General features: G+C 70.8%; 25 protein-coding genes. 10 read left to right on the top strand and 15 right to left on the bottom strand.

Going from position 1 to position 26,368, the window contains the following annotated elements; genetic code table 11:
* Positions 1-4: 4 nt before the first annotated feature.
* Positions 5-1,168 (bottom strand): HpcH/HpaI aldolase/citrate lyase family protein, encoded by a 1,164-nt coding sequence (locus RM609_RS21745; RefSeq protein WP_311613167.1) that lies wholly within the window; start codon positions 1,166-1,168, stop codon positions 5-7.
* Positions 1,169-1,400: 232 nt separating this feature from the next.
* Here RM609_RS21745 and RM609_RS21740 point away from each other — a divergent pair, with 232 nt between their 5' ends.
* Complete coding sequence (locus RM609_RS21740; RefSeq protein WP_311613166.1) at positions 1,401-2,264, top strand: TerD family protein; 864 nt, start codon at positions 1,401-1,403, stop codon at positions 2,262-2,264.
* Between the two features lie 16 nt (positions 2,265-2,280).
* On the opposite strand, the gene RM609_RS21735 is transcribed toward RM609_RS21740, so the two are convergent.
* From RM609_RS21735 to RM609_RS21710, 6 genes are all read right to left on the bottom strand, one after another.
* Positions 2,281-3,024 carry a TerD family protein gene (locus tag RM609_RS21735; RefSeq protein WP_311613165.1) on the bottom strand — a complete coding sequence of 248 codons (744 nt, stop codon included), beginning with the start codon at positions 3,022-3,024 and terminating at the stop codon, positions 2,281-2,283.
* Positions 3,025-3,121: 97 nt separating this feature from the next.
* Complete coding sequence (locus RM609_RS21730; RefSeq protein WP_311613164.1) at positions 3,122-4,282, bottom strand: DUF475 domain-containing protein; 1,161 nt, start codon at positions 4,280-4,282, stop codon at positions 3,122-3,124.
* A 46-nt stretch (positions 4,283-4,328) separates the two neighbouring features.
* Positions 4,329-4,904, bottom strand: a complete 576-nt coding sequence (locus RM609_RS21725) for a TerD family protein (protein WP_311613163.1) — start codon at positions 4,902-4,904, stop codon at positions 4,329-4,331.
* Between the two features lie 147 nt (positions 4,905-5,051).
* Positions 5,052-5,627 (bottom strand): TerD family protein, encoded by a 576-nt coding sequence (locus RM609_RS21720; protein WP_311613162.1) that lies wholly within the window; start codon positions 5,625-5,627, stop codon positions 5,052-5,054.
* Between the two features lie 181 nt (positions 5,628-5,808).
* Positions 5,809-6,267: a peroxiredoxin gene (locus RM609_RS21715; protein ID WP_311613161.1), complete on the bottom strand. Its 459-nt coding sequence runs from the start codon at positions 6,265-6,267 to the stop codon at positions 5,809-5,811.
* Between the two features lie 212 nt (positions 6,268-6,479).
* Complete coding sequence (locus tag RM609_RS21710; protein WP_311613160.1) at positions 6,480-6,920, bottom strand: DUF3052 domain-containing protein; 441 nt, start codon at positions 6,918-6,920, stop codon at positions 6,480-6,482.
* Between the two features lie 482 nt (positions 6,921-7,402).
* Here RM609_RS21710 and aceE point away from each other — a divergent pair, with 482 nt between their 5' ends.
* A complete protein-coding gene (gene aceE, locus RM609_RS21705; protein WP_311613159.1) occupies positions 7,403-10,135 on the top strand; it encodes a pyruvate dehydrogenase (acetyl-transferring), homodimeric type in 2,733 nt (910 codons plus the stop codon).
* 52 nt (positions 10,136-10,187) lie between these two features.
* Here the strand turns inward: aceE and RM609_RS21700 are convergent, their stop codons facing one another.
* Both RM609_RS21700 and RM609_RS21695 read right to left on the bottom strand, forming a co-directional pair.
* Positions 10,188-10,553, bottom strand: a complete 366-nt coding sequence (locus tag RM609_RS21700; RefSeq protein WP_438828498.1) for a peptidase inhibitor family I36 protein — start codon at positions 10,551-10,553, stop codon at positions 10,188-10,190.
* 111 nt (positions 10,554-10,664) lie between these two features.
* A complete protein-coding gene (locus tag RM609_RS21695) occupies positions 10,665-12,254 on the bottom strand; it encodes an MFS transporter (protein ID WP_311613158.1) in 1,590 nt (529 codons plus the stop codon).
* Between the two features lie 113 nt (positions 12,255-12,367).
* Between RM609_RS21695 and RM609_RS21690 the strand changes: the two genes are divergently transcribed.
* From RM609_RS21690 to RM609_RS21670, 5 genes are all read left to right on the top strand, one after another.
* Entirely contained in the window at positions 12,368-13,006 is a 639-nt protein-coding gene (locus RM609_RS21690) for a TetR family transcriptional regulator (RefSeq protein ID WP_311613157.1), read from the top strand.
* Positions 13,007-13,104: 98 nt separating this feature from the next.
* On the top strand, positions 13,105-14,349 hold the full coding sequence (locus RM609_RS21685) for an alpha/beta hydrolase (RefSeq protein ID WP_311613156.1): 1,245 nt from the start codon (positions 13,105-13,107) through the stop codon (positions 14,347-14,349).
* A gap of 56 nt (positions 14,350-14,405) precedes the next feature.
* Positions 14,406-15,269 (top strand): DUF4429 domain-containing protein, encoded by an 864-nt coding sequence (locus tag RM609_RS21680; protein WP_311613155.1) that lies wholly within the window; start codon positions 14,406-14,408, stop codon positions 15,267-15,269.
* A 129-nt stretch (positions 15,270-15,398) separates the two neighbouring features.
* The gene (locus RM609_RS21675) at positions 15,399-16,691 is read left to right on the top strand and encodes a sensor histidine kinase (RefSeq protein ID WP_311613154.1); all 1,293 of its coding nucleotides are present in this window, start codon (positions 15,399-15,401) and stop codon (positions 16,689-16,691) included.
* Entirely contained in the window at positions 16,688-17,365 is a 678-nt protein-coding gene (locus RM609_RS21670; protein ID WP_311613153.1) for a response regulator, read from the top strand. Before RM609_RS21675 ends, RM609_RS21670 begins: the two co-directional genes overlap by 4 nt.
* A gap of 346 nt (positions 17,366-17,711) precedes the next feature.
* On the opposite strand, the gene RM609_RS21665 is transcribed toward RM609_RS21670, so the two are convergent.
* Both RM609_RS21665 and RM609_RS21660 read right to left on the bottom strand, forming a co-directional pair.
* Positions 17,712-18,437 carry a carbon-nitrogen hydrolase family protein gene (locus RM609_RS21665; RefSeq protein WP_311613152.1) on the bottom strand — a complete coding sequence of 242 codons (726 nt, stop codon included), beginning with the start codon at positions 18,435-18,437 and terminating at the stop codon, positions 17,712-17,714.
* Between the two features lie 7 nt (positions 18,438-18,444).
* On the bottom strand, positions 18,445-19,743 hold the full coding sequence (locus RM609_RS21660; protein WP_311613151.1) for a PA0049 C-terminal domain-containing protein: 1,299 nt from the start codon (positions 19,741-19,743) through the stop codon (positions 18,445-18,447).
* 90 nt (positions 19,744-19,833) lie between these two features.
* Between RM609_RS21660 and RM609_RS21655 the strand changes: the two genes are divergently transcribed.
* The gene (locus RM609_RS21655; RefSeq protein WP_311613150.1) at positions 19,834-20,622 is read left to right on the top strand and encodes an MgtC/SapB family protein; all 789 of its coding nucleotides are present in this window, start codon (positions 19,834-19,836) and stop codon (positions 20,620-20,622) included.
* Positions 20,623-20,924: 302 nt separating this feature from the next.
* On the opposite strand, the gene RM609_RS21650 is transcribed toward RM609_RS21655, so the two are convergent.
* Complete coding sequence (locus RM609_RS21650) at positions 20,925-21,833, bottom strand: SGNH/GDSL hydrolase family protein (protein WP_311613149.1); 909 nt, start codon at positions 21,831-21,833, stop codon at positions 20,925-20,927.
* A gap of 331 nt (positions 21,834-22,164) precedes the next feature.
* On the opposite strand from RM609_RS21650, the gene RM609_RS21645 reads away from it, so the two are divergent.
* Together RM609_RS21645 and RM609_RS21640 are read left to right on the top strand one after the other, a co-directional pair.
* The gene (locus RM609_RS21645; RefSeq protein ID WP_311613148.1) at positions 22,165-22,659 is read left to right on the top strand and encodes a DUF3145 domain-containing protein; all 495 of its coding nucleotides are present in this window, start codon (positions 22,165-22,167) and stop codon (positions 22,657-22,659) included.
* Positions 22,660-22,732: 73 nt separating this feature from the next.
* Positions 22,733-23,617 carry an NAD(P)-dependent oxidoreductase gene (locus RM609_RS21640; RefSeq protein WP_311613147.1) on the top strand — a complete coding sequence of 295 codons (885 nt, stop codon included), beginning with the start codon at positions 22,733-22,735 and terminating at the stop codon, positions 23,615-23,617.
* 55 nt (positions 23,618-23,672) lie between these two features.
* Here RM609_RS21640 and fabF read toward each other — a convergent pair whose 3' ends face one another.
* The 3 genes from fabF to RM609_RS21625 all read right to left on the bottom strand — a co-directional run bounded on the left by fabF (position 23,673) and on the right by RM609_RS21625 (position 26,361).
* Positions 23,673-24,935, bottom strand: coding sequence for a beta-ketoacyl-ACP synthase II (gene fabF, locus RM609_RS21635; protein WP_311613146.1), 1,263 nt, complete (start codon positions 24,933-24,935; stop codon positions 23,673-23,675).
* A gap of 67 nt (positions 24,936-25,002) precedes the next feature.
* The gene (locus RM609_RS21630) at positions 25,003-25,251 is read right to left on the bottom strand and encodes an acyl carrier protein (RefSeq protein ID WP_311613145.1); all 249 of its coding nucleotides are present in this window, start codon (positions 25,249-25,251) and stop codon (positions 25,003-25,005) included.
* Positions 25,252-25,356: 105 nt separating this feature from the next.
* Positions 25,357-26,361 carry a ketoacyl-ACP synthase III gene (locus tag RM609_RS21625; RefSeq protein WP_126913985.1) on the bottom strand — a complete coding sequence of 335 codons (1,005 nt, stop codon included), beginning with the start codon at positions 26,359-26,361 and terminating at the stop codon, positions 25,357-25,359.
* Positions 26,362-26,368 lie beyond the last annotated feature (7 nt).

The following is a 26,368-nucleotide window of genomic DNA, read 5'->3' as shown; positions in this document are numbered from 1 at the left end:
TGATTCATGCGCTCTGCAACCCCGCCGACAGCAGCTCCACGAAGCTGACGTCCTCCCGTGCGACGCCGAACACCTCGGCGCGCAGCATGGTCCGCTCGGCCCAGGCGCGGTGCGGCTTCACTTCGTTCATCTTGTTCGTATAGGCGGAGCGCAGGACTCCGCCGCCGTCGCGGTCGGGCCGCAGGATGTCGCGCGCGTCGCTGTACTCCTCGTGGCTGACGACGGAGAGGGCGTGGACGGGGGCGACGTGCGAGGGGTGGATGCAGGTCTTGCCCTGGAGGCCGTTGGCGCGGTCGAGGTGGATCTCGCGCAGGAGGCCGTCCATGTCGTGCTCGATGAGGGCCGTGCGCAGCGCCTCGGCGGGGCCGGCGAAGGGGCTGCGGCGCAGCTGGGGCTTGAACATCCGCTCGGGCTGCGGGAAGTACTCCCAGACCGGGCCGGTGACGGTGAAGCCGCTGCCGTCGGCGCGGCCGAGGACGTTGACGACGTCGCCTATGACGGAGGCGACGAGCTGGACGTCGTAGGCGGTCATGTCGGGGGCGCGGCGCAGCCCGTAGGCGGAGCAGAAGTCGGTGACGCCGAGCCGCACGGCGAGGACGCGGTCGCGGTACTTCTCGACGGTTCTGGCGATGCCCGTCAGCATCTCGGTGCGGCTCTCCAGGTGGAGCAGTTCGGGTGATTCCAGGACGGGCATGGCGAAGAGCCGCCGTCCGGAGGCTTCTTCGGCGGCGGTCAGCTCCTCCAGGAACGGAAGCCCGCGCTCCTCGGTGAACTTCGGCAGTACGAATCCGGACAGCAACCGGCCCGCCGGGCCGAGGCGGCGGACGAGATCCCCGATCTGGCCGGGCTCGCGGACGCGGACGAACAGCAGAGGGAGGTCCTCCTCGGCCCCCGCGAGCTCGGTGAGCTGCCGGACGAGGTTCTCCTCGGCGCCGGTGACGTCCGCGTCGTCGATGGAGTCCTCCAGGCACAGCACCATGGACACCACTCCGCGCCGTGCCTGCTTGCGCACGTCCTGGGCGAGGGAGGGCCGGGTGGCGGGGCAGTAGAGGGTGGCCCCGAGAGCGACGGAGAGCGTACGGGCGGGAGAACCGGCGGTGAACTCGCCCGGCTCCCTATGGAACAGTCCCCTCCGCACCGTGGGCGGCAGGTATCCGAAATGCCTCATAGTTCTCCCCGAATGCCACGGTGTGGGCGCCTTCCCGCCGGTCGAACGACGCGGAAGTGTGGCCGATTATGGTACGTCCGGGGACGGGTCAAGAGTTCCCCAAGTCTGAGACAAGCTCATGACCTGCACAGTTCCTTCAGGTAAACGCTTCGGTGCGCGGGTACGGGCGCGACTTCCCGCTCCGGGACCCCTGCGTTGTCCCGGAGCGGCACGGGAAGGCAGGATTGCGGACATGACGCACGCCATGCTGAAGGGGTCGAACATCCCGCTGGACGCCCCCACCGTGCGGGCCGTGCTGCGCTGGACACCCGGCCCGGGCATCCCTGACGTGGACGCCTCCGCCCTGCTGCTGGGGGACGAGGGCCGGGTGCGCTCGGACGAGGACTTCGTCTTCTACAACCAGCCGCGCCACCCCTCCGGCCTGGTCCGCCATCTGCCCAAGAAACGGCTGGTGGAGGGGGCGACGGACTCCGTCGAGGCGGATCTGTCGGCCCTAGACCCGTCAGTGACGCGCGTCGTGCTGGCCGCGTCCGCCGACGGCGGGCCCTTCGGGCTCGTCCGGGACCTGTGCGTACTGCTCTACGACACCGCGCGGAGCGGTACGGGCTCCACCGACGCGGAGCCCGTCGCCCGCTTCGACGTCACGGCCGAGACGGGCGACGAGACGGCCATGCTCTGCGCCGAGCTCTACCGGCGCGGGGACGGCTGGAAGTTCCGGGCGCTCGGGCAGGGCTACGCCTCGGGGCTGGTGGGGCTGGCGACGGAGTTCGGCATCTCGGTGGACGAGCCGGGGGAGGACGGCGCCGCCGCGCCCGTACCGGCACCCGAGCCGGCCACCGGCCCGGTCGGCGACGGGGGCCGGCCCGAGCCCGCACCCGCGCCGGTCACGCCCCCGGCGTCCTCCGGCGGCTACGCCTATCCCCCGCCGCCGGCCGGCCCGCCCTCGATCCCGGCACCCGCCTACGGCTACCCGCAACAGCAGCACCAGTCGCAGCAGTCACCCCAGCCGTCCTACGGCTACCCGCCGCACCAGCCCGCGCCCGACCCGGCCTTCCGGCTGCCCCCGCAGGGTCCGCAGTTCCTGCCCGGCCGCTGACGGACAAAAGCCAGAATCACACCTTGCTCTTGTACCCCCGGCCCCACTGGAGGCCCCACCCGTACAGCCGGTCGAGCTCGGACTGGAAGCCGTAGACGTACTTCATCTCACGCCGTACGAGGATCTCGCCCTTGATGTTCTCGATCAGCACCACGGCGCAGGACCGGGCCTCCGGGGCCCGCTCGTGCAGCGAGACCTCCAGCCGGGGGCCATTGCCCGGGTAGAGGGTCACCATCGCGTGGGTACGGTCGAACGCGGGTGTGCCGTCATAGATATAGACGAAGATCAGCAGGCGTTTGAACTGATCGCGGTGGTCCATGTTGATGTAGATGGTCTCGCCCGACCCCGACCCGAAACGGTCGTCACCGCTGAGCTGAATATACGGCGGGGCGTTGATGCTGCCCAGTATGTTGCCGAGCGGCTGGACTACGCCCTTCGCCCCGTCCTGGAGCTCGTACATACAGGCGAGGTCGAGGTCGACGTTGACCATCGCCTGGCCCTGGGCCTGGACCACGTCGGGGGTGAACTTGCGCAGCGGATGGCGCAGCGAGGAGGCGAGGGAGGAGCCCCGGTCGTCGAAGTCCGAGGTCCGCATCCGCCAGGACAGGTTGACCCGCAGATTGCCGGTGATGGCACCCTGCTTGGTCAGCGAAAACGTGGGATGGCGCTTGGTCAGCTCGACCGCGCCGTTGGTGCCGCTCGCGTCGAACTGACGCGTGGCGGCGTATCCCCAGTTGCCGAAGAACTTCTCCCTGATCATTGCCGAGCACCCCCACTTTGAGCACACATGCCACGGGGCGGCCCGAGGATGATCCTCGTGACCGCCCCGGTGAGAGCGTTCCTCAAATGTGCCGGTGTCACACCCCGGAGGAGACCTCGGCCTTTGAACCGGAGCCTTCGCCCGTGGCCGCCTCCCGGCGGTTGCGGACCACGGAGGACAGGAACGACAGGCCGATCAGGACCACGCCGATCGAGCCGGTGATGACCTCGTTGATCTCGTACTTGATGGTGATCAGCAGGATCACGGCCAGGGCGCCGATGGCGTAGTGGGCGCCGTGCTCCAGGTACACATAGTCGTCCAGGGTGCCCTTGCGGACGAGGAAGACCGTGAGCGAACGGATGTACATCGCGCCGATGCCCAGACCGAGGGCCATCTCGAAGATGTCGTTGGTGATGGCGAAGGCGCCGATGACACCGTCGAAGGAGAAGGAGGCGTCGATGACCTCGAGGTAGAGGAACATGAAGAAGGCGGCCTTGCCGGCCAGCCCGACGACCGACGGGCCCTTGTCCTGCTTCGCGGGCGCGGCGTCCCGGACGCCGCCCTCGTTCTCCTCGTCCTCCTCTTCCTCGGCCGACTCCAGCCGGTCCTCGAAGAAGCCGGAGATGCCGCCGACGATCAGATAGGTCACCAGACCGCCGATGCCGGCCAGCAGCACGGTGGCCGCCTTGTCGACCGTTCCCTCGCCGCCGTGGACGGGGACGGTGGTGGCGACGGTGGTCGCGGCGATCAGCAGCACGACCAGGGCGACGACGGTGGAGAGGGTATCCAGCTTGCCCAGCCGGGCCAGCGGCTTCTCCAGCCAGTTCAGCCACTTGATGTCCCGGTCCTCGAAGATGAAGTCCAGGAAGATCATCAGCAGGAACATTCCACCGAAGGCGGCGATGGCCGGGTGGGCGCTGGTGACCAGCTGCTCATAGCGGGCGTGGTCCTGGATGGCGACCTTGACCGCTTCGATCGGCCCCAGTTTGGCGGTGATCGCGACGATCACGACCGGGAAGACGAGCCTCATGCCGAAGACGGCGATGAGGATGCCCACGGTCAGGAAGATCCGCTGCCAGAACGGGTTCATCTTCCGGAGGATTCCGGCGTTGATCACCGCGTTGTCGAACGAGAGCGAGATCTCCAGGACGGAGAGGATCGCGACGATCGCCAGCCCCTGCCATCCCCAGAGAACGCCTGCCAAGGCCAGTCCGGCCGCCGTGATGGCGAACGACCAACCAAAGGTTTTCAGGAGCACTGGCCACCCAATCCTTCGTTGTCCGGGTCTCCGCGCGGACGCGGCTTTACGAAACGTTGACCCCGAAGTCTAGGGCGATACCCCGAAGGCCCGACGCGTACCCCTGGCCCACGGCCCTGAACTTCCATTCGCCGCCATAGCGGTAGACCTCGCCGAAGATCATCGCGGTCTCGCCGGCGGCGTCCTCGCTGAGGTCGTAGCGGGCCAGTTCGGAGCCGTCGGCCTGGTTGACGACCCGGATGTAGGCGTTGCTGACCTGGCCGAAGCTCTGCCCGCGCACATCGGCCTCGTGGATGGAGACCGGGAAGACGATCTTGTCGCAGGTGGCCGGCACCTTGGTGAGGTCGACGAGGATGGACTCGTCGTCGCCCTCGCCCTCACCGGTGAGATTGTCACCCGTGTGTTCGACGGAGCCGTCGGGGCTCTTGAGGTTGTTGTAGAAGACGAAGTACTCGTCGCCCAGCACCCGGCCCGTGGAGCACAGCAGCGCGCTGGCGTCCAGGTCGAAGGGGGCTCCGGTGGTGGAGCGCGCGTCCCAGCCGAGGCCGATGGTGACGTTGGTGAGATTCGGCGCGGCCTTGGAGAGGGAGACATTGCCTCCCTTGGCGAGCGTGACACCCATGGTCTTTTCCTCCCCGAGTTGTGGTGCTGCCCGGCGGCGGCCCGTTGCTCGCCGGCCGGAGCGGTGTGTCGCCGGTGCGCGTCCGGCGCCGCACCCCCGGCGAAAGGCGGGGCTGCGGCGCCGGACGGGCGGCTCGGACGCGAAACGTCAGACGTTGACGCCGAAGTCCTGGGCGATGCCGCGCAGACCCGAGGCGTAGCCCTGGCCGATGGCCCGGAACTTCCACTCGGCGCCGTTGCGGTAGAGCTCGCCGAAGACCATGGCGGTCTCGGTCGAGGCGTCCTCGCTGAGGTCGTAGCGGGCCAGCTCGGTGTTGTCGGCCTGGTTCACCACGCGGATGTAGGCGTTGCGCACCTGGCCGAAGCTCTGCTGGCGGGTCTCGGCGTCATAGATGGAGACCGGGAAGACGATCTTGTGAACGTCCGCCGGGACACCGGCCAGGTTGACCTTGATGACCTCGTCGTCGCCCTCGCCCTCACCGGTGAGGTTGTCACCCTGGTGCTCGACGGAGCCGTCGGGGCTCTTGAGGTTGTTGAAGAAGACGAAGTTCTGGTCGTTGGTGACCTTGCCCTGGTCATTGGTGAGCAGGGCGCTGGCGTCCAGGTCGAAGTCCGTGCCGGTGGTGGTCCGGGCGTCCCAGCCGAGACCGACGACGACGGCCGTCAGGTTCGGGGCCGCCTTGGTCAGGGAGACGTTGCCGCCCTTGCTGAGACTGACTCCCACGAGTCCTCCATTGGTTCGGGGGGCCAGGCGATTCCCGCGCCCCCGGTTGTTCGATGGCACCCGATCAACGGTTTGATCCTAGTGACCGGTTCCCACCGTAAACAGGCTCTTGCGCTTCAGACGCCCGGGACACCTGTAGGGGTTGCCCCGGGCGGCTCGGAAACATGCTCGAACGGCGGTCTCAGAGCGCGGCGAGAGCCTTGGTGTACTCGTTCAGGTCACGCGCGTCGGGCAGGCCGTTGACGATCGTCCAGCGGACGACGCCCTCCTTGTCGATGATGAAGGTGCCGCGCAGCGCGCAGCCCTTCTCCTCGTCGAAGACGCCGTAGGCGCGGCTGGTCTCGCCGTGCGGCCAGAAGTCGGACAGCAGCGGGTAGTCCAGGCCCTCCTGCTCGGCGAAGACGCGCAGGCTGAAGGGGGCGTCGTTGGAGACGGCCAGCAGCTGCACCTCGTCGTTGGCGAAGGTGGGCAGGTTGTCGCGCAGGGCGCACAGCTCGCCGGTGCACACGCCGGTGAAGGCGAAGGGGTAGAAGAGCAGCACGACGTTCTTCTCACCGCGGAAGTCGGAGAGCCGGACGGTCTCACCGTGCTGGTTCTTCAGGGCGAAGTCGGGCGCCTTGTCGCCTGCGGCGATAGCCATGGGGGTAACACCTCTCTGGTGACGGAGCCTGTCGGCGGGCCCAGTCTGTCACTGCCGTCACGGCCGTCACGCGGCGGGTGATCCCCGCGTCCGGATACCGTCCGGATGCCGCCGGCGCGGGTTCGCCCCGCGCGAACAGGAGCAAACGCGCGAGCCCCCGGCGACAGCTGTCGCCGGGGGCTCGCGGGCGTCCCGATGCCGGTCCTGGTGGACTAGCGGCGGCCGCCGGTCTTGGCGCCCTTCGGGGTGGCCAGACGGCTGCCGTTCCAGTCCTTGCCCACGCTGATGGTCTTGGTCTGGGTGAGGCCCGCGGTGCGCGCGGCCTCGCTGATGTCGCTCGGCTCGATGTAGCCGTCACGGCCCGTCTTGGGGGTCAGGAGGCAGATCATGCCGTCCTCCTCCAGGAAGCCGATGGCATCCACCAGCGCGTCTGTGAGGTCGCCGTCCTCATCGCGGAACCACAGCAGGACGGCATCGGCGACGTCGTCGTAATCCTCGTCGACGAGCTCCGTGCCGGCATGCTCTTCGATGGCCTCACGGAGATCCTGATCGGTGTCCTCGTCGTAACCGATCTCCTGGACCACCTGCCCGGGCTGGAAACCCAGCCTCACGGCCAGGGTCCGTTCCTCCGCGTGGTCCGCGGTCGCGCTCACGGATTGCCTCCTGTCATGTTTCGAGAAATTGTCTTGTGTTCCTCGCGTACGCAAGGCATTGGGCGTAGTCCACACGTGCCGGACCGATCGCGCAAGTACCCGGCCGCCAGGCCCGCCGAAACGTTGACGGACGCGGACGTCTCATGGCAACTCCAACCATGAGGCAACAAGCGCGAGTGATTCACGCCACAGCGTTCTGCCGGGTTTGCGAAGTTACTCCTTGCGATGGCCGGGGTCGAGCCCGAACGGCCGTACGCGAGCGACTCCCAATGGGGGCGTATGGTTGCGATTTGGCCGCCCCAGGCGACCAACCCTCGACGATTCGTCTCATGTGCGGTGGTTACCGCCCAGTAGAGATGACGTTTGCGCCGCCGAGGTCCACGATGGGAGCCGGCGCGACATATAAGCAAAGACAGTGTTGACCCCGTGCGCAGCATCCCGTGCGCGCAGAGCACGACACGACCGAACAGCGAAGGAACAGCGTGGCTTCCGGATCCGATCGCAACCCGATCATCATTGGCGGTCTGCCCAGCCAGGTCCCGGACTTCGATCCCGAAGAGACCCAGGAATGGCTCGACTCGCTCGACGCTGCCGTCGACGAGCGGGGCCGGGAACGTGCCCGCTACCTCATGCTTCGCCTGATCGAGCGGGCGCGTGAGAAGCGTGTCGCCGTGCCCGAGATGCGTAGCACGGACTACGTCAACACCATCGCGACCAAGGACGAGCCGTTCTTCCCCGGCAACGAGGAGATCGAGCGCAAGGTCCTCAACGCGACGCGCTGGAACGCGGCCGTCATGGTCTCCCGCGCCCAGCGCCCGGGCATCGGCGTCGGCGGCCACATCGCCACCTTCGCCTCCTCCGCCTCGCTCTACGACGTGGGCTTCAACCACTTCTTCCGCGGCAAGGACGGCGGCGACGGCGGCGACCAGATCTTCTTCCAGGGCCACGCCTCCCCCGGTGTCTACGCCCGTGCCTTCCTGCTGGACCGACTGTCCGAGCAGCAGCTCGACGCGTTCCGCCAGGAGAAGTCGAAGGCCCCCTACGGCCTGTCGTCGTACCCGCACCCGCGTCTGATGCCGGACTTCTGGGAGTTCCCGACCGTCTCGATGGGCCTCGGCCCCCTCGGCGCGATCTACCAGGCCCGGATGAACCGCTACATGGAGGCGCGCGGCATCGCCGACACCTCCAAGTCCCACGTTTGGGCGTTCCTGGGCGACGGCGAGATGGACGAGCCCGAGTCGCTCGGCCAGCTGTCCCTGGCCGCCCGTGAGGGCCTGGACAACCTGACCTTCGTCGTCAACTGCAACCTCCAGCGCCTCGACGGCCCGGTCCGCGGCAACGGCAAGATCATGCAGGAGCTGGAGTCGCAGTTCCGCGGCGCCGGCTGGAACGTGATCAAGCTGGTGTGGGACCGCTCCTGGGACCCGCTGCTCGCCCAGGACCGCGACGGCATCCTGGTCAACAAGCTCAACAGCACCCCCGACGGCCAGTTCCAGACGTACGCCACCGAGACCGGCGCGTACATCCGTGAGCACTTCTTCGGCGACGACCAGCGTCTCCGCAAGATGGTCGAGGGCATGAGCGACGACCAGATCCTCCACCTGGGTCGCGGCGGCCACGACCACAAGAAGATCTTCGCGGCCTACGCGGCGGCCAAGGCCCACAAGGGCCAGCCGACCGTGATCCTCGCGCAGACGGTCAAGGGCTGGACGCTCGGCCCGAACTTCGAGGGCCGCAACGCGACCCACCAGATGAAGAAGCTCACGGTCGAGGACCTCAAGCGCTTCCGTGACCGTCTCCACATCCCGATCGCCGACAAGGAGCTGGAGTCCGGCCTGCCGCCGTACTACCACCCGGGTCGCGACTCGGAGGAGATCCAGTACATGCACGACCGGCGCAAGTCGCTGGGCGGCTACGTACCCACCCGTGTGGACCGCTCCAAGCCGCTCGTCCTGCCGGGCGAGAAGGCCTACGCGCCCACCAAGAAGGGCTCCGGCCAGCAGTCGATCGCCACCACCATGGCCTTCGTCCGCCTGCTGAAGGACCTCATGCGGGACAAGGAGATCGGCAAGCGCTTCGTGCCGATCGCCCCCGACGAGTACCGCACCTTCGGCATGGACTCGCTGTTCCCGTCGGCGAAGATCTACAACCCGCTGGGCCAGCAGTACGAGGCCGTGGACCGCGAGCTGCTCCTCGCGTACAAGGAGTCCCCGACCGGTCAGATGCTGCACGACGGCATCTCCGAGGCGGGCTGCACCGCCTCGCTGATCGCCGCCGGTTCCGCGTACGCCACCCACGGCGAGCCGCTGATCCCGATCTACGTCTTCTACTCGATGTTCGGGTTCCAGCGCACGGGTGACCAGTTCTGGCAGATGGCCGACCAGCTGGCCCGCGGCTTCGTCCTCGGCGCCACCGCCGGTCGCACCACCCTGACCGGTGAGGGCCTCCAGCACGCCGACGGCCACTCGCACCTGCTGGCCTCGACCAACCCGGGTGTCGTCGCGTACGACCCGGCGTTCGGCTTCGAGATCGCGCACATCGTCCAGGACGGTCTCCGCCGGATGTACGGCGAGAACGCGGAGGACATCTTCTACTACCTCACCGTCTACAACGAGCCGATCCAGCACCCGGCCGAGCCGGAGAACGTGGACGCCGAGGGCATCCTCAAGGGTCTGTACCGGTTCAAGCAGGCTGAGGCGGGCGCCATCCCGGCGCAGATCATGGCCTCCGGTGTGGCCGTGCCGTGGGCGATCGAGGCCCAGCGCATCCTCGCCGAGGAGTGGAACGTCAAGGCGGACGTCTGGTCGGCGACCTCCTGGAACGAGCTGCGCCGTGACGCCATCGCGGTGGAGGAGCACAACCTGCTCCACCCGGAGGAGGACCAGCGCGTCCCGTACGTGACGAGCAAGCTCACCGGCGTCGAGGGCCCGAAGGTGGCCGTGTCCGACTGGATGCGCGCCGTCCCGGACCAGATCTCGCGCTGGGTGCCGGGTACGTACACCTCGCTGGGTGCCGACGGCTTCGGCTTCGCGGACACGCGTGGCGCGGCCCGTCGCTTCTTCCACATCGACGCGCAGTCGATCGTCCTGGCGGTGCTCACCGAGCTCGCCAAGGAGGGCAAGATCGACCGCTCGGCCCTGAAGCAGGCCATCGACCGCTACCAGCTCCTGGACGTGGCGGCGGCCGACCCCGGCGCTGCCGGCGGTGACGCGTAACGCATAAGGATTTGCCCCCCGCCCGGCTTCGCCGGTCGGGGGGCAAATTTTTTTAGTGCTCCCACATCTTGTACGCCCGCACCACGTACGGAGACTCGGGCGTCCACGTCCCCGACGGATATGTGTCGAACTCCCCCGTCTCCGCGCAGGTGGCGCTCTGGTACGTGGTAACAGGCCGCCCCGTCCGGTTGGCCAGCGAAGCACCCGTCACCCCGGCCGGCAGGGCCATACAGCTCTCGATGTCGATGCCCGCCAGCTCACTGGCATGGACGGCCCCCCGGTAGCCCGGCTTGGGCCAGAGACACAGCTGCCCTGCCGAGCAGGCGCCCGAGGCGCCCGTACCGGCTCGCGCCTGCGCGGCAGGCGCCCCCGCCAGGGCCAGAACGGCGGCGGCGAGCCCGAAGACAACAGCACGCACCACAGAAATCACTCCCCCAGTCCGATGGTGCGACGAGTCTCACGACTCGTGATCACCACCGCCAAGGGCTTCCGCCGATCCATGCCCTGATAGGGGAAGATCAGGAAAAGCTCAGAGGTGCCCGGCCCCCGCCGAACCCCCCGCGTTCTCCCCCCGCTTCGTGAGCACCGCGACCAGCGCCGCCACGATCGCCACGCACCCGGCGACCCGGAATCCCACCCGCATCCCCGACACGAACGTGTCATGCGCGACGGTGGAGATCATCTCCGCGTACTGCGGCGGCGTACCCGGCCGCACCGGGGCCACCCCGACCGAGACCGCGTCGGTGGCCTGGGCGAGCTGCTCGGGGGCGAGCCGGGGAAGTCCCGCCGCGGCCCACTTCTCCGGGAGCAGGTGCTCGACCCGGGACGCCATCACCGCGCCGAGGACGGCCGTGCCCAGCGAGCCGCCCACCTGCATGGCGGACTGCTGGAGACCTCCGGCCACGCCCGCGTGCCGCAGGGGCGCGTTGCCGACGACGACCTCGGTCGCGCCGACCATGACCGGCGCGAGGCCCACGCCCATCAGTACGAACCACAGCGACATCGTCAGCGTGCCGGTACCGGCGTCCAGCGTGGCCAGCCCGAAGCAGGCCACGGCAGCGCTGATCATGCCCGCCATCAACGGGATCCGCGGTCCGATGCGGGTGATGAGCGCGCCCGCCAACGGCGATCCGACGATCATCATCCCGGTCAGCGGCAGCAGATGCGTGCCCGCGTCCACCGGGGACATCCCGTGGACGTTCTGGAGATAGAAGGTCACGAAGAACAGCCCGCCGATGAAGGCGAAGGCCATCAGCACCATCAGGACCACCCCGGCGGACAGCGGCACGGAGCGGAACAGGCTCAGCGGGAGCAGTGGTTCGCGACTGCGGGTCTGCCGGACGGCGAAGAGGAGGAAGGCGGTGGCCGAGGCGCTGAGGAAGATCACGGTCCGGGCGTCGCTCCAGGACCAGGCGGGTGCTTTGATCAGCGCCCAGATCAGGCAGAACATCGCGGCGGACAGCAGGACGATGCCCGGGATGTCGAAGGACCGGGGCGCGTCCTTGACCCGGTGGCCCGCGAGGAAGACCGAGCCGAGGGCCAGCGCGAGGGCGCCGACGGGGACGTTGATGAAGAAGACGGACTGCCAGTTGACGTGCTCGACCAGCAGGCCGCCGACGATCGGGCCGCCGGCCGTGGAGGCGCCGACGACCATGCCCCACAGGCCGATGGCCATGTTGAGCTTCCCGGCCGGGAAGGTGGCGCGGATCAGTCCGAGCGCCGTCGGCATCAGCAGCGCGCCGCACAGGCCCTGGAGCACCCGGAGGGCGACGACGAGCGACACGCTGCCCGACAGGGCGATGAGTCCGGACGAGAGGGCGAATCCGGTGGTACCGATGAGGAAGACCTGACGGTGACCGAAGCGGTCACCCAGCTTGCCCGCGGTGATCAGGGCGACGGCGAGGGCGAGGAGATAGGCATTGGTGATCCATTGGACGTCGGCGAGCGAGGCGCCCAGGTCCTTCTGGATGGCGGGATTGGCGATGGCGACGATCGTGCCGTCGAGCGCGACCATCATCACGCCGATCGCGACGGATAACAGGGTCAGCCAGGGATTGCCCCGTAAGCCGCTGCGGGGCTTCTGGTCCGGCGTCGCCTCGGCGACGGTGGTCCGAGTCATGCCACCGAGATTATGGCAGCTGCTGACAATCGACAATCAATGCCAGGAGGCGCGATCTGTCATCTTGGCCACAACTATCCTGAGCAGCGGAAACGCACCGAGAAGAGGCGGCGATGCACACGATCGAGAGCACCACGGGCCTGCGTGAGCGCAAGAAGCGCCGCACCCGCGAGACCCTCGTCCGGTGCGCCCAGGAGCTGTTCGCCCTCCGGGGGTACGAGGGCACGACGGTCGACGAGATCGCGGCCGCCGCGGAGGTCTCGCAGCGCACCTTCTTCCGCTACTTCGCGGGCAAGGAGGACGTGGCCCTCGCCGTCCAGCGGACGATCGAGTCGCACATCTTCGCCGCCGTGTGCGCCCGCCCGGCGGCGGAGCCGCCGCTCACCGCGTTGCGCACGGCCGTCGTCGAGTGCTGGGACGGCATCGGGGAGGCCATCGAGTCGGTCGTCCCGCTGGAGCTCTACGTCCGGACGTACCGGATGATCCAGGAGACCCCGCAGCTGCTGGCGGCCCATCTGCGCAGGCTGGCCGAGCTGGAGGACCGGCTCACCGACGAGATCGCCCGCCGGGAGGGACTGCCGGCGGAGGACCCCCGGCCGCGCATCCTGGTCGCGGCGTTCAGCGGGGTGATGCGCGAGGTGGGCAAGCGCTGGGGCGATCTGCTGGACGGGGACATGGAGGGGTTCCGGCAGCGTACGGCCGCTTATTTGGATCAGATCGGTCCCGCACTGGCGGAAAACTGGCGTTCCTGAGCCGTAGATGTACGAGTGCGCTCAATCACGGCCATTGAAACGTGAGATAGCTCACCGGCCCCCCGGACGCAAGCCGATTTCTCCTAGGGTGGTCGGCGGTGACTTCCTTCCCGGAGCTCGGCTCCTCCTCCATTCCTTGGACCAACGCCTCCACGGCCTGGCGCGCACTGCTGGCGCTGGCCGTGGTGTTCGTGATGCTGGCGACCACAGGCTGGACGGCGGTCAGAAGCCACAAGGGCGCGCCGGACCCCCGGGCCGTCTCGCTCAAGGCCTGGCGGCACGGCTCCGTGAACGGCCGGCCGCTGCCCTCCCCCGACGCGGAGCCCTCGGCGCTGTCCCGTTTCTTCACCACGCTCACCGCCGACCAGCGCGAGCGCCTCGCCGACCGCTATCCGCTCGTCGTCGGCAACCTCGGCGGCGCCCCCACCGAGCTGCGCTACCGCGCCAACCGCGCCGCGCTCGCCCAGGCCCGTACGGTCGAGGAGCAGCGCACCCACGACGCCGGGCTGACCCCCGCGGGCCGCTACGAGGCCTCCCGCCGGATGCACCGCTTCGAGTCGCTGCTCGGTCCGGACCGGCAGATCATCGCCTTCGACCCCGCCGGGGACGGCCGGGTCGCGGAGGTCTTCGGCGACCTCGACGCGGCGCGGCGGGTCTCCGTCGTCGTCCCGGGCGTCGACACCAATGTGCTGACCTTCGAGAAGACCCAGCGCGCCTACAGCGCCCCCGTCGGCATGGGCCGCTCCCTCTACGCCGCCGAGCGGAAGGCGAGCCCCGGCACCAGGACGGCCGTCATCGCCTGGGCCGACTACACCTCGCCCGTCGGCGTCGGGATGGACGCCGCCACCGGCAAGCTCGCGGCCGAGGGCGCGCTGCGGCTGCGCCGGCTCGTCACGACCCTGCCCGGCGACTCGAAGGTCGCGCTGTTCTGCCACAGCTACGGCTCGGTGGTGTGCGGCGTCGCCGCCCGCGAGCTCTCCCCCCGGGTCACCGACGTGGCCGTGGCCGGCAGCCCCGGCATGCGCGCCCAGAGCGTCTCCGACCTGGACACCACCGCCCGGATATGGGCGATGCGCGACGCGGACGACTGGATCCAGGGCGTTCCCCACATGGAGGTCGGCGGCCTCGGCCACGGCGCCGACCCCGTCTCGGCGGGCTTCGGGGCGCGGGTGCTGTCCGCCGGGGACGCCCAGGGCCACACCGGCTATTTCGCGCCCGGCACCACCAGCCTCGCCAACTTCGCCGGGATCGGCGTCGGAGTCCCCGCCTCCGTCCGGTGCGCGAGCGACAGCGGTGACTGCGCGGACGGGCTGGGCCCGGACGCCGAGGCCGCGGCCGTTTGACGCGCGTAGCGCCACGAGGGGGGACGGGCGGGCGGGCGCCGCTTACGATGAGCGGCATGGGTGATGTGCTGGCCGGTTTCCACACCGTCTGGGAGTTCGGCACCGACTCCGTGCTCATCCGCTTCGAACGGGGGATCCGCACACCGAAGCTGCTCCAGGCGCTCGGCGAGCGACGCATTCCCTTCGAGGCGCTCGCGGCCGTCGAGCAGGCCCCGGGGAAGCACGGGACGGTGGTGCTGCGCGCCGTGCCCAGACCGGGCGCCGATCCGCTGATGGACGTGGCCGACGGCCAGCTCAAGGAGGGCAACGACCCCTATCGGCTGGTGCTCCCGGCCGAGCGCGAGCTGCTCGCCGAGTACTACGCCGAGCGGATACGCGACGGGCTCGGCCCCCTGGCCACCGAGCCCGCCGAGCGCCATCTGGTGACCGCGCCGACGCCCCCGCTGGCCTTCAAGGCCTACGACGGCAAGGCGTCCTTCGACGGCCGGGCCGTCTCCTTCCGCTGGTTCTGGACCGGCGCCTCCTCCGCCAAGTGGAAGGCCGGCGACCAGCGTTTCCCCCTCGACGAGCTGACCGGCATCGAGTGGCGCTCCCCCGACGCCGCCGGCGGCCATCTGCGCCTGGTGCTCCGGGGGGACGACGGGGACCGGCGCCCCGCCGACCCCGACCAGGACCCGGCTGCCGTGGCCTTCGGCATGGGCTACGGGCTCGTCCACGAGTCCCTGCCGTTCGCGGCGGCCGTCCTCGCCGCCGTACGGGCCAAGGTGCCCGCCGCCCCCGGCCACCATCGCGTGACCGCCCGGCCCGACCCCGGTGGCATCGCCGAGCGCATCCGGCATCTGGGCGAGCTCCACGAGGCGGGACTGCTGACCGACCACGAGTTCAGCACGAAGAAGGCACAGCTGCTGGCGGAGCTCTAGGGCGGAGCTCTCCAGGGCGGGGCTCCAGGGGCGGCCGGAGCATGTGATACCACGGTATGACCCGGCCCCCGGGGTCGGCACCGTGGTGTGACGCCCGGTGGCGGGCCCGCGATCTACGCTGGTCGGGCCATGTCCACCAAGACCTTGCCCCCGCTCGCCCGGCTGCGTGAGACCTTCACCCCCGCCGGGCCGCCCACCCCGCTCTTCGGCCACTCCCCGCGCCGCTTCGTCCGGCGGCTGCCGTATGCCGTGGCGATCGTGTTCGTCGCCATCCTGCTGCCGGTCACCGTCATGTTCCTGGGCGAGGGCTACCACCTGAACCCCGATCTGGCGCTGGTGCTCGGCCTCTTCCAGGTGCTGCCGCTGCTGTTCGCCGTGCGGCGGCCGCTACTGGCCTGGGCGGTCGCCTTCACCGCCCACACGGTCTGCGCGGCGGCCATCCTGGGCTTTCCGCCGGGCCCGCACCTCCAGCCCTGGCCGTGGACGCCGATGGGCATCATCGGTCAGCTGCTGCTTCTGCTCGCCGTCGGCCTGCGCGAGCGCAACCGCACCCTGATCGCGGTGTGGACGCTGACGGGCGCGGTCAGCGTGGTCTTCCAGTTCATCGCCCCCGGGCGCAGCAACGGCTCCTGGGTGGCGCTGTTCGTCATCGGCGGGGTGCTGCTCGTCATCGGCGGCCTGCTGCGCGAACGCGCCGTCACCCAGCGGGCGCTGGCCGAGCAGGAGACCATCAGCGAGGCCGAACGGTCCCGCCGCACCCTGCTGGAGGAGCGCGCCCGGATCGCCCGTGAGCTGCACGACGTCGTCGCCCACCACATGTCCGTCATCACCGTGCAGGCGGACAGCGCCCCGTACCGCATCGAGGGCCTCCCGGACGCGGCCCGCGAGGAGTTCGGGTCGATCGCGGCAACGGCCCGGGAGTCGCTGACGGAGATGCGCCGGCTGCTGGGCGTGCTGCGCAACGAGGACACCGCCGCCGGTCCCGGCGCGGCCGAGCGGGCGCCGCAGCCGGGGGCCGAGCGGATCCCGCAACTGGTCGAGGCGACGGTACGGGCGGGGGTGCCGGTGGAGCTGTCGATGCCCGAACTGCCCGCGCTGCCGCAGGCCGTGGATCTGTCCGCCTACCGCATCGTGCAGGAGGCCCTGGCCAATGTCGTCCGGCACGCCCCTGGCTCGGCCACCCGGGTCTCGGTCTCGCCGGACCCGGACGGGGCGGGCCTGGTGGTCCTGGTCGTCAACGCGGCACCGGAGGAGGACACTCCGCCGCTGGAGACCGGTGACACGGGCCACGGTCTGGTCGGGATGCGGGAGCGGGTCCGGCTGGTGGGTGGCACGCTCGACACCGGCCCCCTGCCGGAGGGCGGCTTCCGGGTCGCGGCCCGGCTCCCGCTGCGTACAGAAGAGGAACCTCCCACCGTATGACCATCAAGGTGATCATCGTCGACGACCAGGCCATGGTGCGGGCGGGCTTCGCCGCGCTGCTGGCCGCCCAGTCCGACATCGACGTCGTCGGCGACGCGGCGGACGGCCGGCAGGGCGTGGCCCTGAGCCGTTCCGCCCACCCGGACGTGGTGCTGATGGACGTCCGGATGCCGGAGATGGACGGCCTGGAGGCGGCCCGGCAGATCCTCGACCCGCCCCGAGGGGTGACGCACCGGCCCAAGGTGCTGATGCTGACGACCTTCGACGTCGACGACTACGTCTACGAGGCGCTGCGCGCGGGCGCCTCCGGCTTCCTCCTCAAGGACGCCCCGCCGGCCGACCTGATCTCGGCGGTCCGGGTGGTCGCCGCGGGCGAGGCGCTCCTGGCCCCCTCCGTCACCCGTCGGCTCATCGCGGACTTCGCCAAGCGCCCGGCCCCGCGCCGCCGCTCGGGCACGGTCCGCCCCGGCGGGCTGACGCCCCGGGAGACGGAGGTGCTGGAGCTGATCGCGCGGGGCCTGTCCAACCAGGAGATCGCGGACCGGCTGGTGCTGGCCGAACAGACGGTCAAGACGCACGTCGGACGGGTCCTGGCGAAGCTGAACCTCCGGGACCGCGCGCAGGCGGTCATCTTCGCCTACGAATCGGGGCTGGTCACCCCGGGCGAGGGCTGACCGCCCCCTACCTCCCCGGTACGGGTGGCGGTGGGGCCGAAACGGGGACGGGGCGGGTGCGGGCGCGCGACGATGGCCGACATGATGCGGTGCAATCGCTGTCACAACGCCATGTGGTGGGATGTGACGCCTGGACAGCAGCCGTCCTGGTACTGCTCGGTGTGTGCGCATCCGCCGGAGCGGGCCCTTAACTCGGCGGCTGTGCCGGCGCCCTGTCCTCGGGGGTGCCGGTCTCCGATCACGGAGCATCGGGGTGGGGAGCGGCGGTTTATTTGCCACTGACGGCCGGTGGGGGCTGGGCGCGCCCACGCGGCGGCAGCCGCATATCGACACTGCCCCGCGCCCCTTACGGGGCCACCCTCGCCAGTGTCAGCCCCGCCTCTTCACTCGGTCCTTCTGCCAGCAATCCCCCGTCCGGGCCCCATATCGCGCTCAGGCCGCAGGCGTCGTAGGGGCCTGCCTCGCCGACGTGGTTGGCGAGCAGGACGTGGAGGCCGTTGGATTCGGCCAGGGCGGGGAAGATCTCCATCCGTTCGCGGGCGCCGCCGCCCCGGCCGTAGAGCGAGCTCGCCAGCAGCACGTCGCAGCCGTCGGCGGCGGCTCGGCACGCGAGGTCGGGGAAGTGGGCGTCGAAGCAGATGGCGAGGCCGAAGGCGACCCCGGCCAGTGTGAAACGGCCGTCCTCCGTGCCCGTCGTGAAGCCCGCGGCGGCCTCCGTCTCCGTGACGTGGCGCTTGTCGTAGCGGGTGAGGAGCTCCCCGTCGGGGCCGTACACGAAGGTGCTGATCGTCGGGCCGGCCGGGGCGCGGCCGGCGCAGTTCACCGCCGCCGCGACGCCCGCCGTCCGGCAGGCCGCGCGCAGCGGGTCGAGCCGGGCGTCGTCCGGGGCCAGGGTCAGCCGGCCGGGGTCGCCGGTGATGGCGTCGAGCTCGTAGCCGGTGACGGCGAGTTCGGGGAAGACGACGAGGGCCGCGCCCCGCTCGCCCGCCTCGGCGACCAGGCCGGCCATGCGGGTCACGTTTGCGGTGACGTCGCACGGCCGGGCGGTGAACTGCGCTGCTGCGATGATCATGCCCACATCATGACCCGGCCGTGGCTCCCACGGCCACCGCGAGCACGGCCCTGATCTGCGCGGTGATCGCCATCCGCTCATGGACGAAGGCGGGGTCGGTGATCCGCCCGGTGGCGGGGTCCGTGTTGCCCGCGCCGAAGTTCAGCACGGGGGTGTGGAGATGGCCGCCGGGCACCTTCAGGCCCACGGCGTCGCGGAGCAGGGTGGCGCGGTAGGCGATCTCGTTGGAGAGGTAGTCGCCCCCGCCTCCCGCGCGGGCCGTCGAGCCCGGGGTGGGGCCGTCCGGCCGGGCAACGGGTTCCGTGCCGCCCGCCGGGATCTCGGTGACGGAGGTGTTGTCGCGCACCGGGAACGGGCCGGTCGTGGCCGCCGTGATGGCCGCGTACGGCAGGGTCGTGGTCGTCCACTGCGGCTGCGGGGTCACGGTCGGTACTCCCGGCGGCACGGGCACGGTCTCCGTGCGCGAGAGCCTGGCGTTGTCCGGGGCGCCGCCGCGCCAGGCGCCGTTCGTGCGCTCGACGTCGAAGCGGCCGGGGCGGCCCTGGCTGATGGTGGTGAACAGGTCGACCTGCCGGGGGCCGGGCCGGAAGTACGGGAGCAGGGTGCGTTCGACCGTGCCGTCGGCGAAGTCCGTCCAGCGCACCGGGAAGACGGCCGCCTCCACGCGCGCCGGGCCGGCCGGGGTGTCGATCACGGTGCCGTCCAGGGCCAGCGCGGCCGCCCCGGAGGGGTTGGAGCGGCGGATGTCGGAGTCGAGCTGGAACGGGTCGAAGCCGGTGATCAGCACCCGCTTCACCGCTTCGCCCGCCGGGAGGTCGAGGGAGTCCTGGCCGCGTGAGGCGCGCTCCACGGCGGCCTCCAGGGCCGCGCGCCGCCGCTCCGGCAGCGGGAACGCCGGCCGCCACTCGCGCAGCGCCCGCGTCATGCCCAGCCGCGCCCAGTACAGCGGCCGGTCGTCGTCCCGGCTCAGATCGCCGCCGTCCGGGCCGCGCCCCTGGGCCCGGTCCACTGCCCGCCGCCACAGCCGCCGGCCGTCGGCGGCCGCCAGACGCTCGGCATCGGCGGCGCCGCGCGTACGGGCCAGGGCGCGGGCGAAGCCGGGGGCAACGTCGTCGAAGCCGCTGCGGCGCAGGATCTCCTGCGGTACGGGCCCGGAGAGCCGCTGTTCCTCCACGGTGAGCGCGGGGGCGGCGGGCACGGCCCCGGCGGGGGCGGCGAGAGTGAGAGGGGAGCAGGCGAGCAGGACGGCGCCGAGGACGGCCAGCCGGAGCGGGCCCGGCGTCCGGGATATATCACGGGGTCTCATGGGACGGAAGGAAATCACCGTGACCGCATGGAGCGATAGAGGCTGGTCAACACCCTTCGTACAGCGGCGATTTCAGGCCACAATGGCGAGATGAACTCAGTGCAGCTCCTCATGGACCCACTGATATCCGCCGGGCGAGCCCACGCCGCCCCACTGTTCGATCCCGGGGCGGGTCAAGGCACCCGCCAGTTAGCCGAGTTGGCACTCGCCCTGCTGCTCTCCTCACTCATCGGGCTGGAGCGGGAGCTCCAGCAGAAGAGCGCGGGGCTGCGCACCCACACGCTGGTCGGCGTGGGCAGCGCGCTGTTCATGGAGGTCTCGATCCACGGATTCTCGGGGGCGGGCCAGTTCGACGGCTCCCGGGTCGCCGCGCAGATCGTCTCGGGCATCGGCTTCATCGGCGGTGGCCTGATCTTCGTCCGCCGCGACGCCGTGCGCGGCCTGACGACGGCCGCCACGATCTGGCTGACCTGTGCCGTGGGGATGGCGTGCGGCGGCGGGCTGCCCCTGCTGGGCGGCGTGGCGGCCGCGGTGCACTTCCTGGTGGTGCGCGGCTTCCCGGTGGTGACCCGGCGACTGGCCGCGACGCCCTCGCTGGAGTACGTCGAGCTGAGCCTGTCCTACCGCACCCGCAAGGGGCTGCTGGGCCGGGTGCTGGAGCTGTGCACCCGGTCCGGCTTCCGGGTCACGGACGTCCAGGTCCACGCCCGGGCGCAGTCGGAGGAGGGCACGGAACGGGCCAGGGGCAAGGTCAGGGAGGCGGGCGTGGTGCTGAGCCTGGAGGGCAAGGGATCTGCGCATCCGCTGATGGAGGAGCTCGCCGAGTGGGAGGGCATCCTCGACATCGATCTCCACGCCCATCGCGAGAGCACGGAGTGACGGGCGGAGCGATCCGCACGGAACGTCCCCGCGCGGGTGAACTCGCTTATGAGAAGCGCTCGTTCATCGGATAACGTGCGGGGCGGAAGGCGGTACGGGCCGGTCGCGGCCACCCGTGCCCGCCTTCGGTCACGGCCCGGGGCGCCATCGCGCGGGCGCGGTCGGCACCGGGAGTCCGGGGCGAGGGTACGGGCCCCGGTGCCGGAGGTTCCGCGCCGGGTACGCCGGTGGCGGACCGGGCCGTGCGTGGGGCGGGGGCGGGGTCACCTGACAGATCCCGCCCCCGCGGCCTGCCCGGCGACCTACGCTGTGGGCGGCTCGGCGGCGGTGACGGTGCGGTAGGCGAGGTCCGCCAGTTCGCCCTGCCCCTGCTTGCTGGGGTGGAACCAGTCCCACTTGCTGAGCGCCTGGCCACTGAAGTCGTAGCCGTGGACCGAGGCGTCGAAGCGGCACAGCCCGTCGCGCTCGCAGACGCTCTTGAGCACGGTGTTGTACTCGAGGACCCGCTGCTCGACCCGTACGCGCCGGGCCTCGGCCGCCGCGTCGTCGGAGACGGCGTCGGCCAGCATCGACGGGCAGACCGAGCCCAGCTTCCAGATCTCCGGCCCGATCAGGCTCTTGCGCCCCTCCGCCCACAGCCGCCGCAGGTCCGGCACCCCGGCCACATACACCTGGGACTTCGGCAGGGCGGTGCGCAGCTCCCGCAGCGACTTCTCGAAGTCGGCGCGGAAGTCGTCCACGGTGGTCATGTCGTCCACGTTCTTACGGCAGGCGTCGTTGGCCCCCACCAGCACCGTCACGAGCTGGGGTTTGTCGACGACGGCCGAGCGCATCTGCTCCGGCAGGTCGGCCATCCGGGCGCCGGTGCGGGCGTGGTTCCAGCTGCTGGTCCCGGGCGAGGCCAGCAGCCGCCGGGCGAGACTGTCGACGGAGGTGCCGGTGGCCCAGGACGCCTCGGGGCAGTCCTTGAGCATGGAACAGGCGTCGAAGCCACGGGTGATGGAGTCGCCGAGGGAGGCGATGGACGCGGGGCGGGTGTTCCAGGCCGGGCGGACGGGCTTGGGCTTGGCCGGGGCGGCGGCCGGCTTCTCGCCGGCGGCGGCACCGGCGTCGCCGGCGCTCTCGCAGCCCGAGGCCAGCAGGGCGGCGCAGACCACCGCCACGGCCGCTTTGCCGACCGCCCCTCGCCTCTTCCCCCGTGCGACGTTCATGCTCGTGATCCCCTCCGGCCGGGTGATATCTGTCCGGGTCCGACGGTACGTCACGCCCGCGACACGCCCGCACGGTAGCTTTTTCCCGGGTGATCGAGTCGGTCCGGCATCTTTCGCTCCGCCTTTCGCTCTACGACGGCACCAAATCACAACACGTCACATCCTGTCCCTTTTCAGGAGAATTGCTCCCGATGGTGTTTACTGTTGGTAACCTCGCGGGCTGGTGCGGGAGTGGCCATTGGGGCAGAATGTCTGATGCTGTCCCGGGCGGGACCGGTTCGGCTGCGAGGCCGCTGGGGAAGGCGAACCTCGAACCGCACTGGAGGACCCGGTGACGACACGTGGAGTTCTGTATGTGCACTCCGCGCCCCGAGCGCTCTGCCCGCACGTCGAGTGGGCCGTGGGCGGTGTCCTCGGCGCGCGCGTCACCCTCGACTGGATCCGGCAGCCCGCCTCTCCCGGCACCTGGCGCTCCGAGCTCTCCTGGCAGGGCCAGGTGGGCACCGCCTCCAAACTCGCCTCGGCGCTGCGCGGCTGGCATCTCCTGCGCTTCGAGGTGACCGCGGAGCCGTGCGCCACGGCCGAGGGCGAGCGCTACAGCTCCACCCCGGACCTCGGCATCTTCCACGCGGTCACCGGCATCCACGGCGACATCCTGATCCCGGAGGACCGCCTCCGCGCCGCGCTCTCCCGCGCCGACCGGGGCGAGACGGACCTCCGGGCGGAGGTCGAGAAACTGCTGGGCAAGCCGTGGGACGACGAACTGGAACCCTTCCGCCACGCGGGCGAGGGCGCGCCGGTGCGGTGGCTGCACCAGGTGGTGTGACCACGGCCCGCGCCGTTCGGCACACGGGGTGCGCCCTTGCGCTGGAGCCCGCTCCAAGGCCTAGCGTCGGCGCATGACCTCACCCAGCACCACCACCGTCACCGTCCTCGGCACCGGCATCATGGGCTTCGCCATGGCCCGCAATCTCGCCCGGGCCGGGCTGTCCGTCCGGGCCTGGAACCGTAGCCGCGGCAAGGCCGAGCCGCTGGCCGCGGACGGTGTCACCGTCGTGGACACGCCCGCCGAGGCGGTCGCCGACGCCGATGTGGTCGTCACCATGCTGTACGACGGCCCGGCCGCCCTCGACGTGATGCGCGCCGCCGCCCCCGCCCTGCGCCCCGGGACGGTCTGGGCGCAGTCCACCACCGCCGGGCTCGACGGCACGGCCGTGCTCTCGGACTTCGCCCGCGAGCACGGCCTCGTCCTGGTCGACGCCCCCGTCCTGGGCACCCGCCGCCCCGCCGAGGAGGGCACGCTCACGGTGCTGGCCGCCGGGCCGGAGGAGACCCGCGACACCCTGGCGCCCGTCTTCGACGCCATCGGCTCCCGGACCGTGTGGGTCGGGGACGACGCGGCGGGCGGCGCCGCGACCCGGCTCAAGCTCGTCATTAACAGCTGGGTGCTGGCCGTCACCCACGGCACCGCCGAGGCCCTCGCGCTGGCCGACGGGCTGGGCGTGGACCCGGCCGGTTTCCTGGACGCGGTCGCGGGCGGCCCGCTCGACATGGGCTATCTGCGCGCCAAGGCCGGGCTGCTGAGGGACGGCGCCCTCACCCCGCCGTCCTTCGCGACCACCACGGCCGAGAAGGACGCGCGGCTGATCGTCGCGGCCGGGGAGGCCGCCGGGGTGCGCCTCGACGTCGCGGCGGCGGGCGCCGAGCGCTTCCGCCGGGCGATCGAGCAGGGCCACGGCGACGAGGACATGGCGGCCTCGTACTTCGCCAGCTTCACGAAGTGAGCAGCGCGAAGGGCCCGCCCCGGCCGGGGCGGGCCCTTCGATCGTCGCGGGACCGTCAGACCGTGCGCAGCGCGAGCACCACGTTGTGGCCGCCGAAGCCGAACGAGTTGTTGATCGCCGCGATCGTGCCCTGCGGCAGCGGGCGGGGCTCGTCGCGGACGATGTCCGCGTCGATGTCCTCGTCCAGCTCGTCGATGTTGATGGTCGGCGGGGCCGTGCGGTGGTACAGGGCGAGGACGGTCGCGACCGTCTCGATGCCGCCGGCGCCGCCCAGCAGGTGGCCCGTCATCGACTTGGTCGCGGAGACCGCGACGTGGTCGAGGTCGTCGCCCAGGACCTTGCGCAGCGCCTTGATCTCGGCGGCGTCGCCCTGCGGCGTGGAGGTGGCGTGGGCGTTGAGGTGGACGACCTCCGCCGGCTTCAGGTCGCTGCTGTCGAGCAGGTTCTGGAGCGCCGCCGCGATGCCGCGGCCGGTCGGCTCCGGCTGCGCGATGTGGTGGCTGTCGGCGGACAGGCCCTGGCCCAGCACCTCGCAGTAGACGCGGGCACCGCGCGCGGCGGCGTGCTCGGCCGACTCCAGGACGACGATGCCGGCGCCCTCGCCGAGGACGAAGCCGTCACGGGCCTTGTCGTACGGGCGGGAGGCCTTGGTGGGCTCGTCGTTGTTCTTCGACATCGCCATCATGCTGGCGAACGCCGCGACGGGCAGCGGGTGGATGGCCGCCTCGGTGCCGCCGGCGACGACGACGTCGGCGCGGCCGGAGCGGATCATCTCGAAGGCGTAGCCGATGGCCTCGGCGCCCGACGCGCAGGCGCTGACCGGGGTGTGGACGCCCGCCTGGGCGTTCACCTCCAGGCCGACGTTGGCGGAGGGGCTGTTGGGCATCAGCATCGGCACGGTGTGCGGGGAGACGCGACGGGCGCCCTTCTCCCGGAGCACGTCGTACTGGTCGAGCAGGGTGGTCACGCCGCCGATGCCGGAGGCGACGACCGCGCCCAGCCGCTCGGGGGTGACGCCGGCGTCGGGGCCGGCCTTGTCGGCGAAGCCCGCGTCGGCCCAGGCCTCGCGCGCCGCGATCAGCGCGAGCTGCGCCGAGCGGTCCAGCTTGCGGACCAGGGGGCGGGGCAGGACGTCGGCGGGGTCGACCGCCACGGGGGCGGCGATACGGACCGGGAGGTCGGCGAAGCGCTCGCCGTCCAGCTGCTTGATGCCGGAGCGGCCGGCGAGCAGACCCTCCCAGGTCGAAGCGCTGTCGCCACCCAGCGGTGTGGTTGCGCCGATACCGGTGACGACCACGGTGCGATTGGTCGAGTTCATCGGGATTCTGTCTCCACGTGTAGAGGTGCTGGAACCGCCACCGCCGGGGTGGCGACGAACGCTACGGTCAGACCTGGTGCTTCAGGATGTACTCGGCGGCGTCGCCGACCGTCTTGAGGTTCTTGACGTCCTCGTCCGGGATCTTGACCTCGAAGCGCTCCTCGGCGGCCACGACGACCTCGACCATGGACAGCGAGTCGACGTCCAGGTCGTCGGTGAAGGACTTGTCCAGCTTGACGTCCTCGACCGGGATGCCGGCGATCTCGTTGACGATTTCGGCGAGACCCTCGAGGATCTGCTCCTGGGTGTGGGCCATGGTGGCGCTCCTTCTATGCATTTGCGATGTGCTGCTGATTAAGGGAACTGCTGGGGTGGCGGGGTCCTCGGCGGCCGGCAGCGGGTGCCGTTCCGGGAATCCCGCCTAGGGGAGGGTAACGACCGTGGCGGCGTACACGAGACCCGCCCCGAAGCCGATGAGGAGCGCGGTGTCCCCGCTCTTCGCCGCGCCGGTGGCCAGGAGCCGCTCCATGGCGAGCGGGATGGAGGCCGCGGAAGTGTTGCCCGTGGTCTCCACGTCACGGGCGACCGTGACGCTCTCCGGCAGTTTGAGGGTCTTCACCATCGAATCGATGATCCGCATATTGGCCTGGTGCGGAATGAAGACGTCCAGGTCCTCGGGGCTGACGCCCGCCTCGTCCAGCGCCTGCTGGGCGATCTTCGCCATTTCGAAGACGGCCCAGCGGAAGACCGCCTGACCCTCCTGGGTGATGGCGGGGAAGCGGACGTCCGTCTCCTCGCGGTAGACGTCCCAGGCGACGGTCTGCTTGATCGTCTCCGCCTTGTCGCCCTCGGAGCCCCAGACGACCGGGCCGATGGCGGGCTCGGCGGACGGTCCGACGACCACCGCGCCGGCGCCGTCGCCGAACAGGAAGGCCGTCGCGCGGTCCTCCAGGTCGGTGAGGTCCGAGAGCCGCTCGACACCGATGACCAGGACGTGCTCGGCGGAGCCGCCGGTCACCATGTCCCGGGCCATGGCCAGGCCGTAGCCGAAGCCCGCGCAGCCGGCCGAGATGTCGAAGGCGGCGGGCTTGCCCGCGCCCACCTTGTGGGCGATCTCGGTCGCGACGGCCGGGGTCTGCTTGAAGTGCGACACCGTCGAGACGATGACGGCGCCGATCTGGTCGGCGGTGATGCCCGCGTCGGCGATCGCCTTGCCGGCGGCCTCCAGGGACATCGCGCTGACGGTCTCCTCCGGGCCGGCCCAGTGGCGGGTGGCGATGCCCGAGCGCGAGCGGATCCACTCGTCCGAGGAGTCGATGTGCTTGAGGATCTCCTCGTTCGGCACCACACGGACGGGACGGTAACCGCCGACGCCCATGATGCGCGCGTACGCGGCGCCCCTGGCGGGCTTGATCTTCGCGGTCATGCTTCTC

Source organism: Streptomyces hesseae (assembly GCF_031845785.1).
Lineage (GTDB): Bacteria > Actinomycetota > Actinomycetes > Streptomycetales > Streptomycetaceae > Streptomyces > Streptomyces hesseae.
This window is presented reverse-complemented; position numbering and strand designations above follow the sequence as displayed.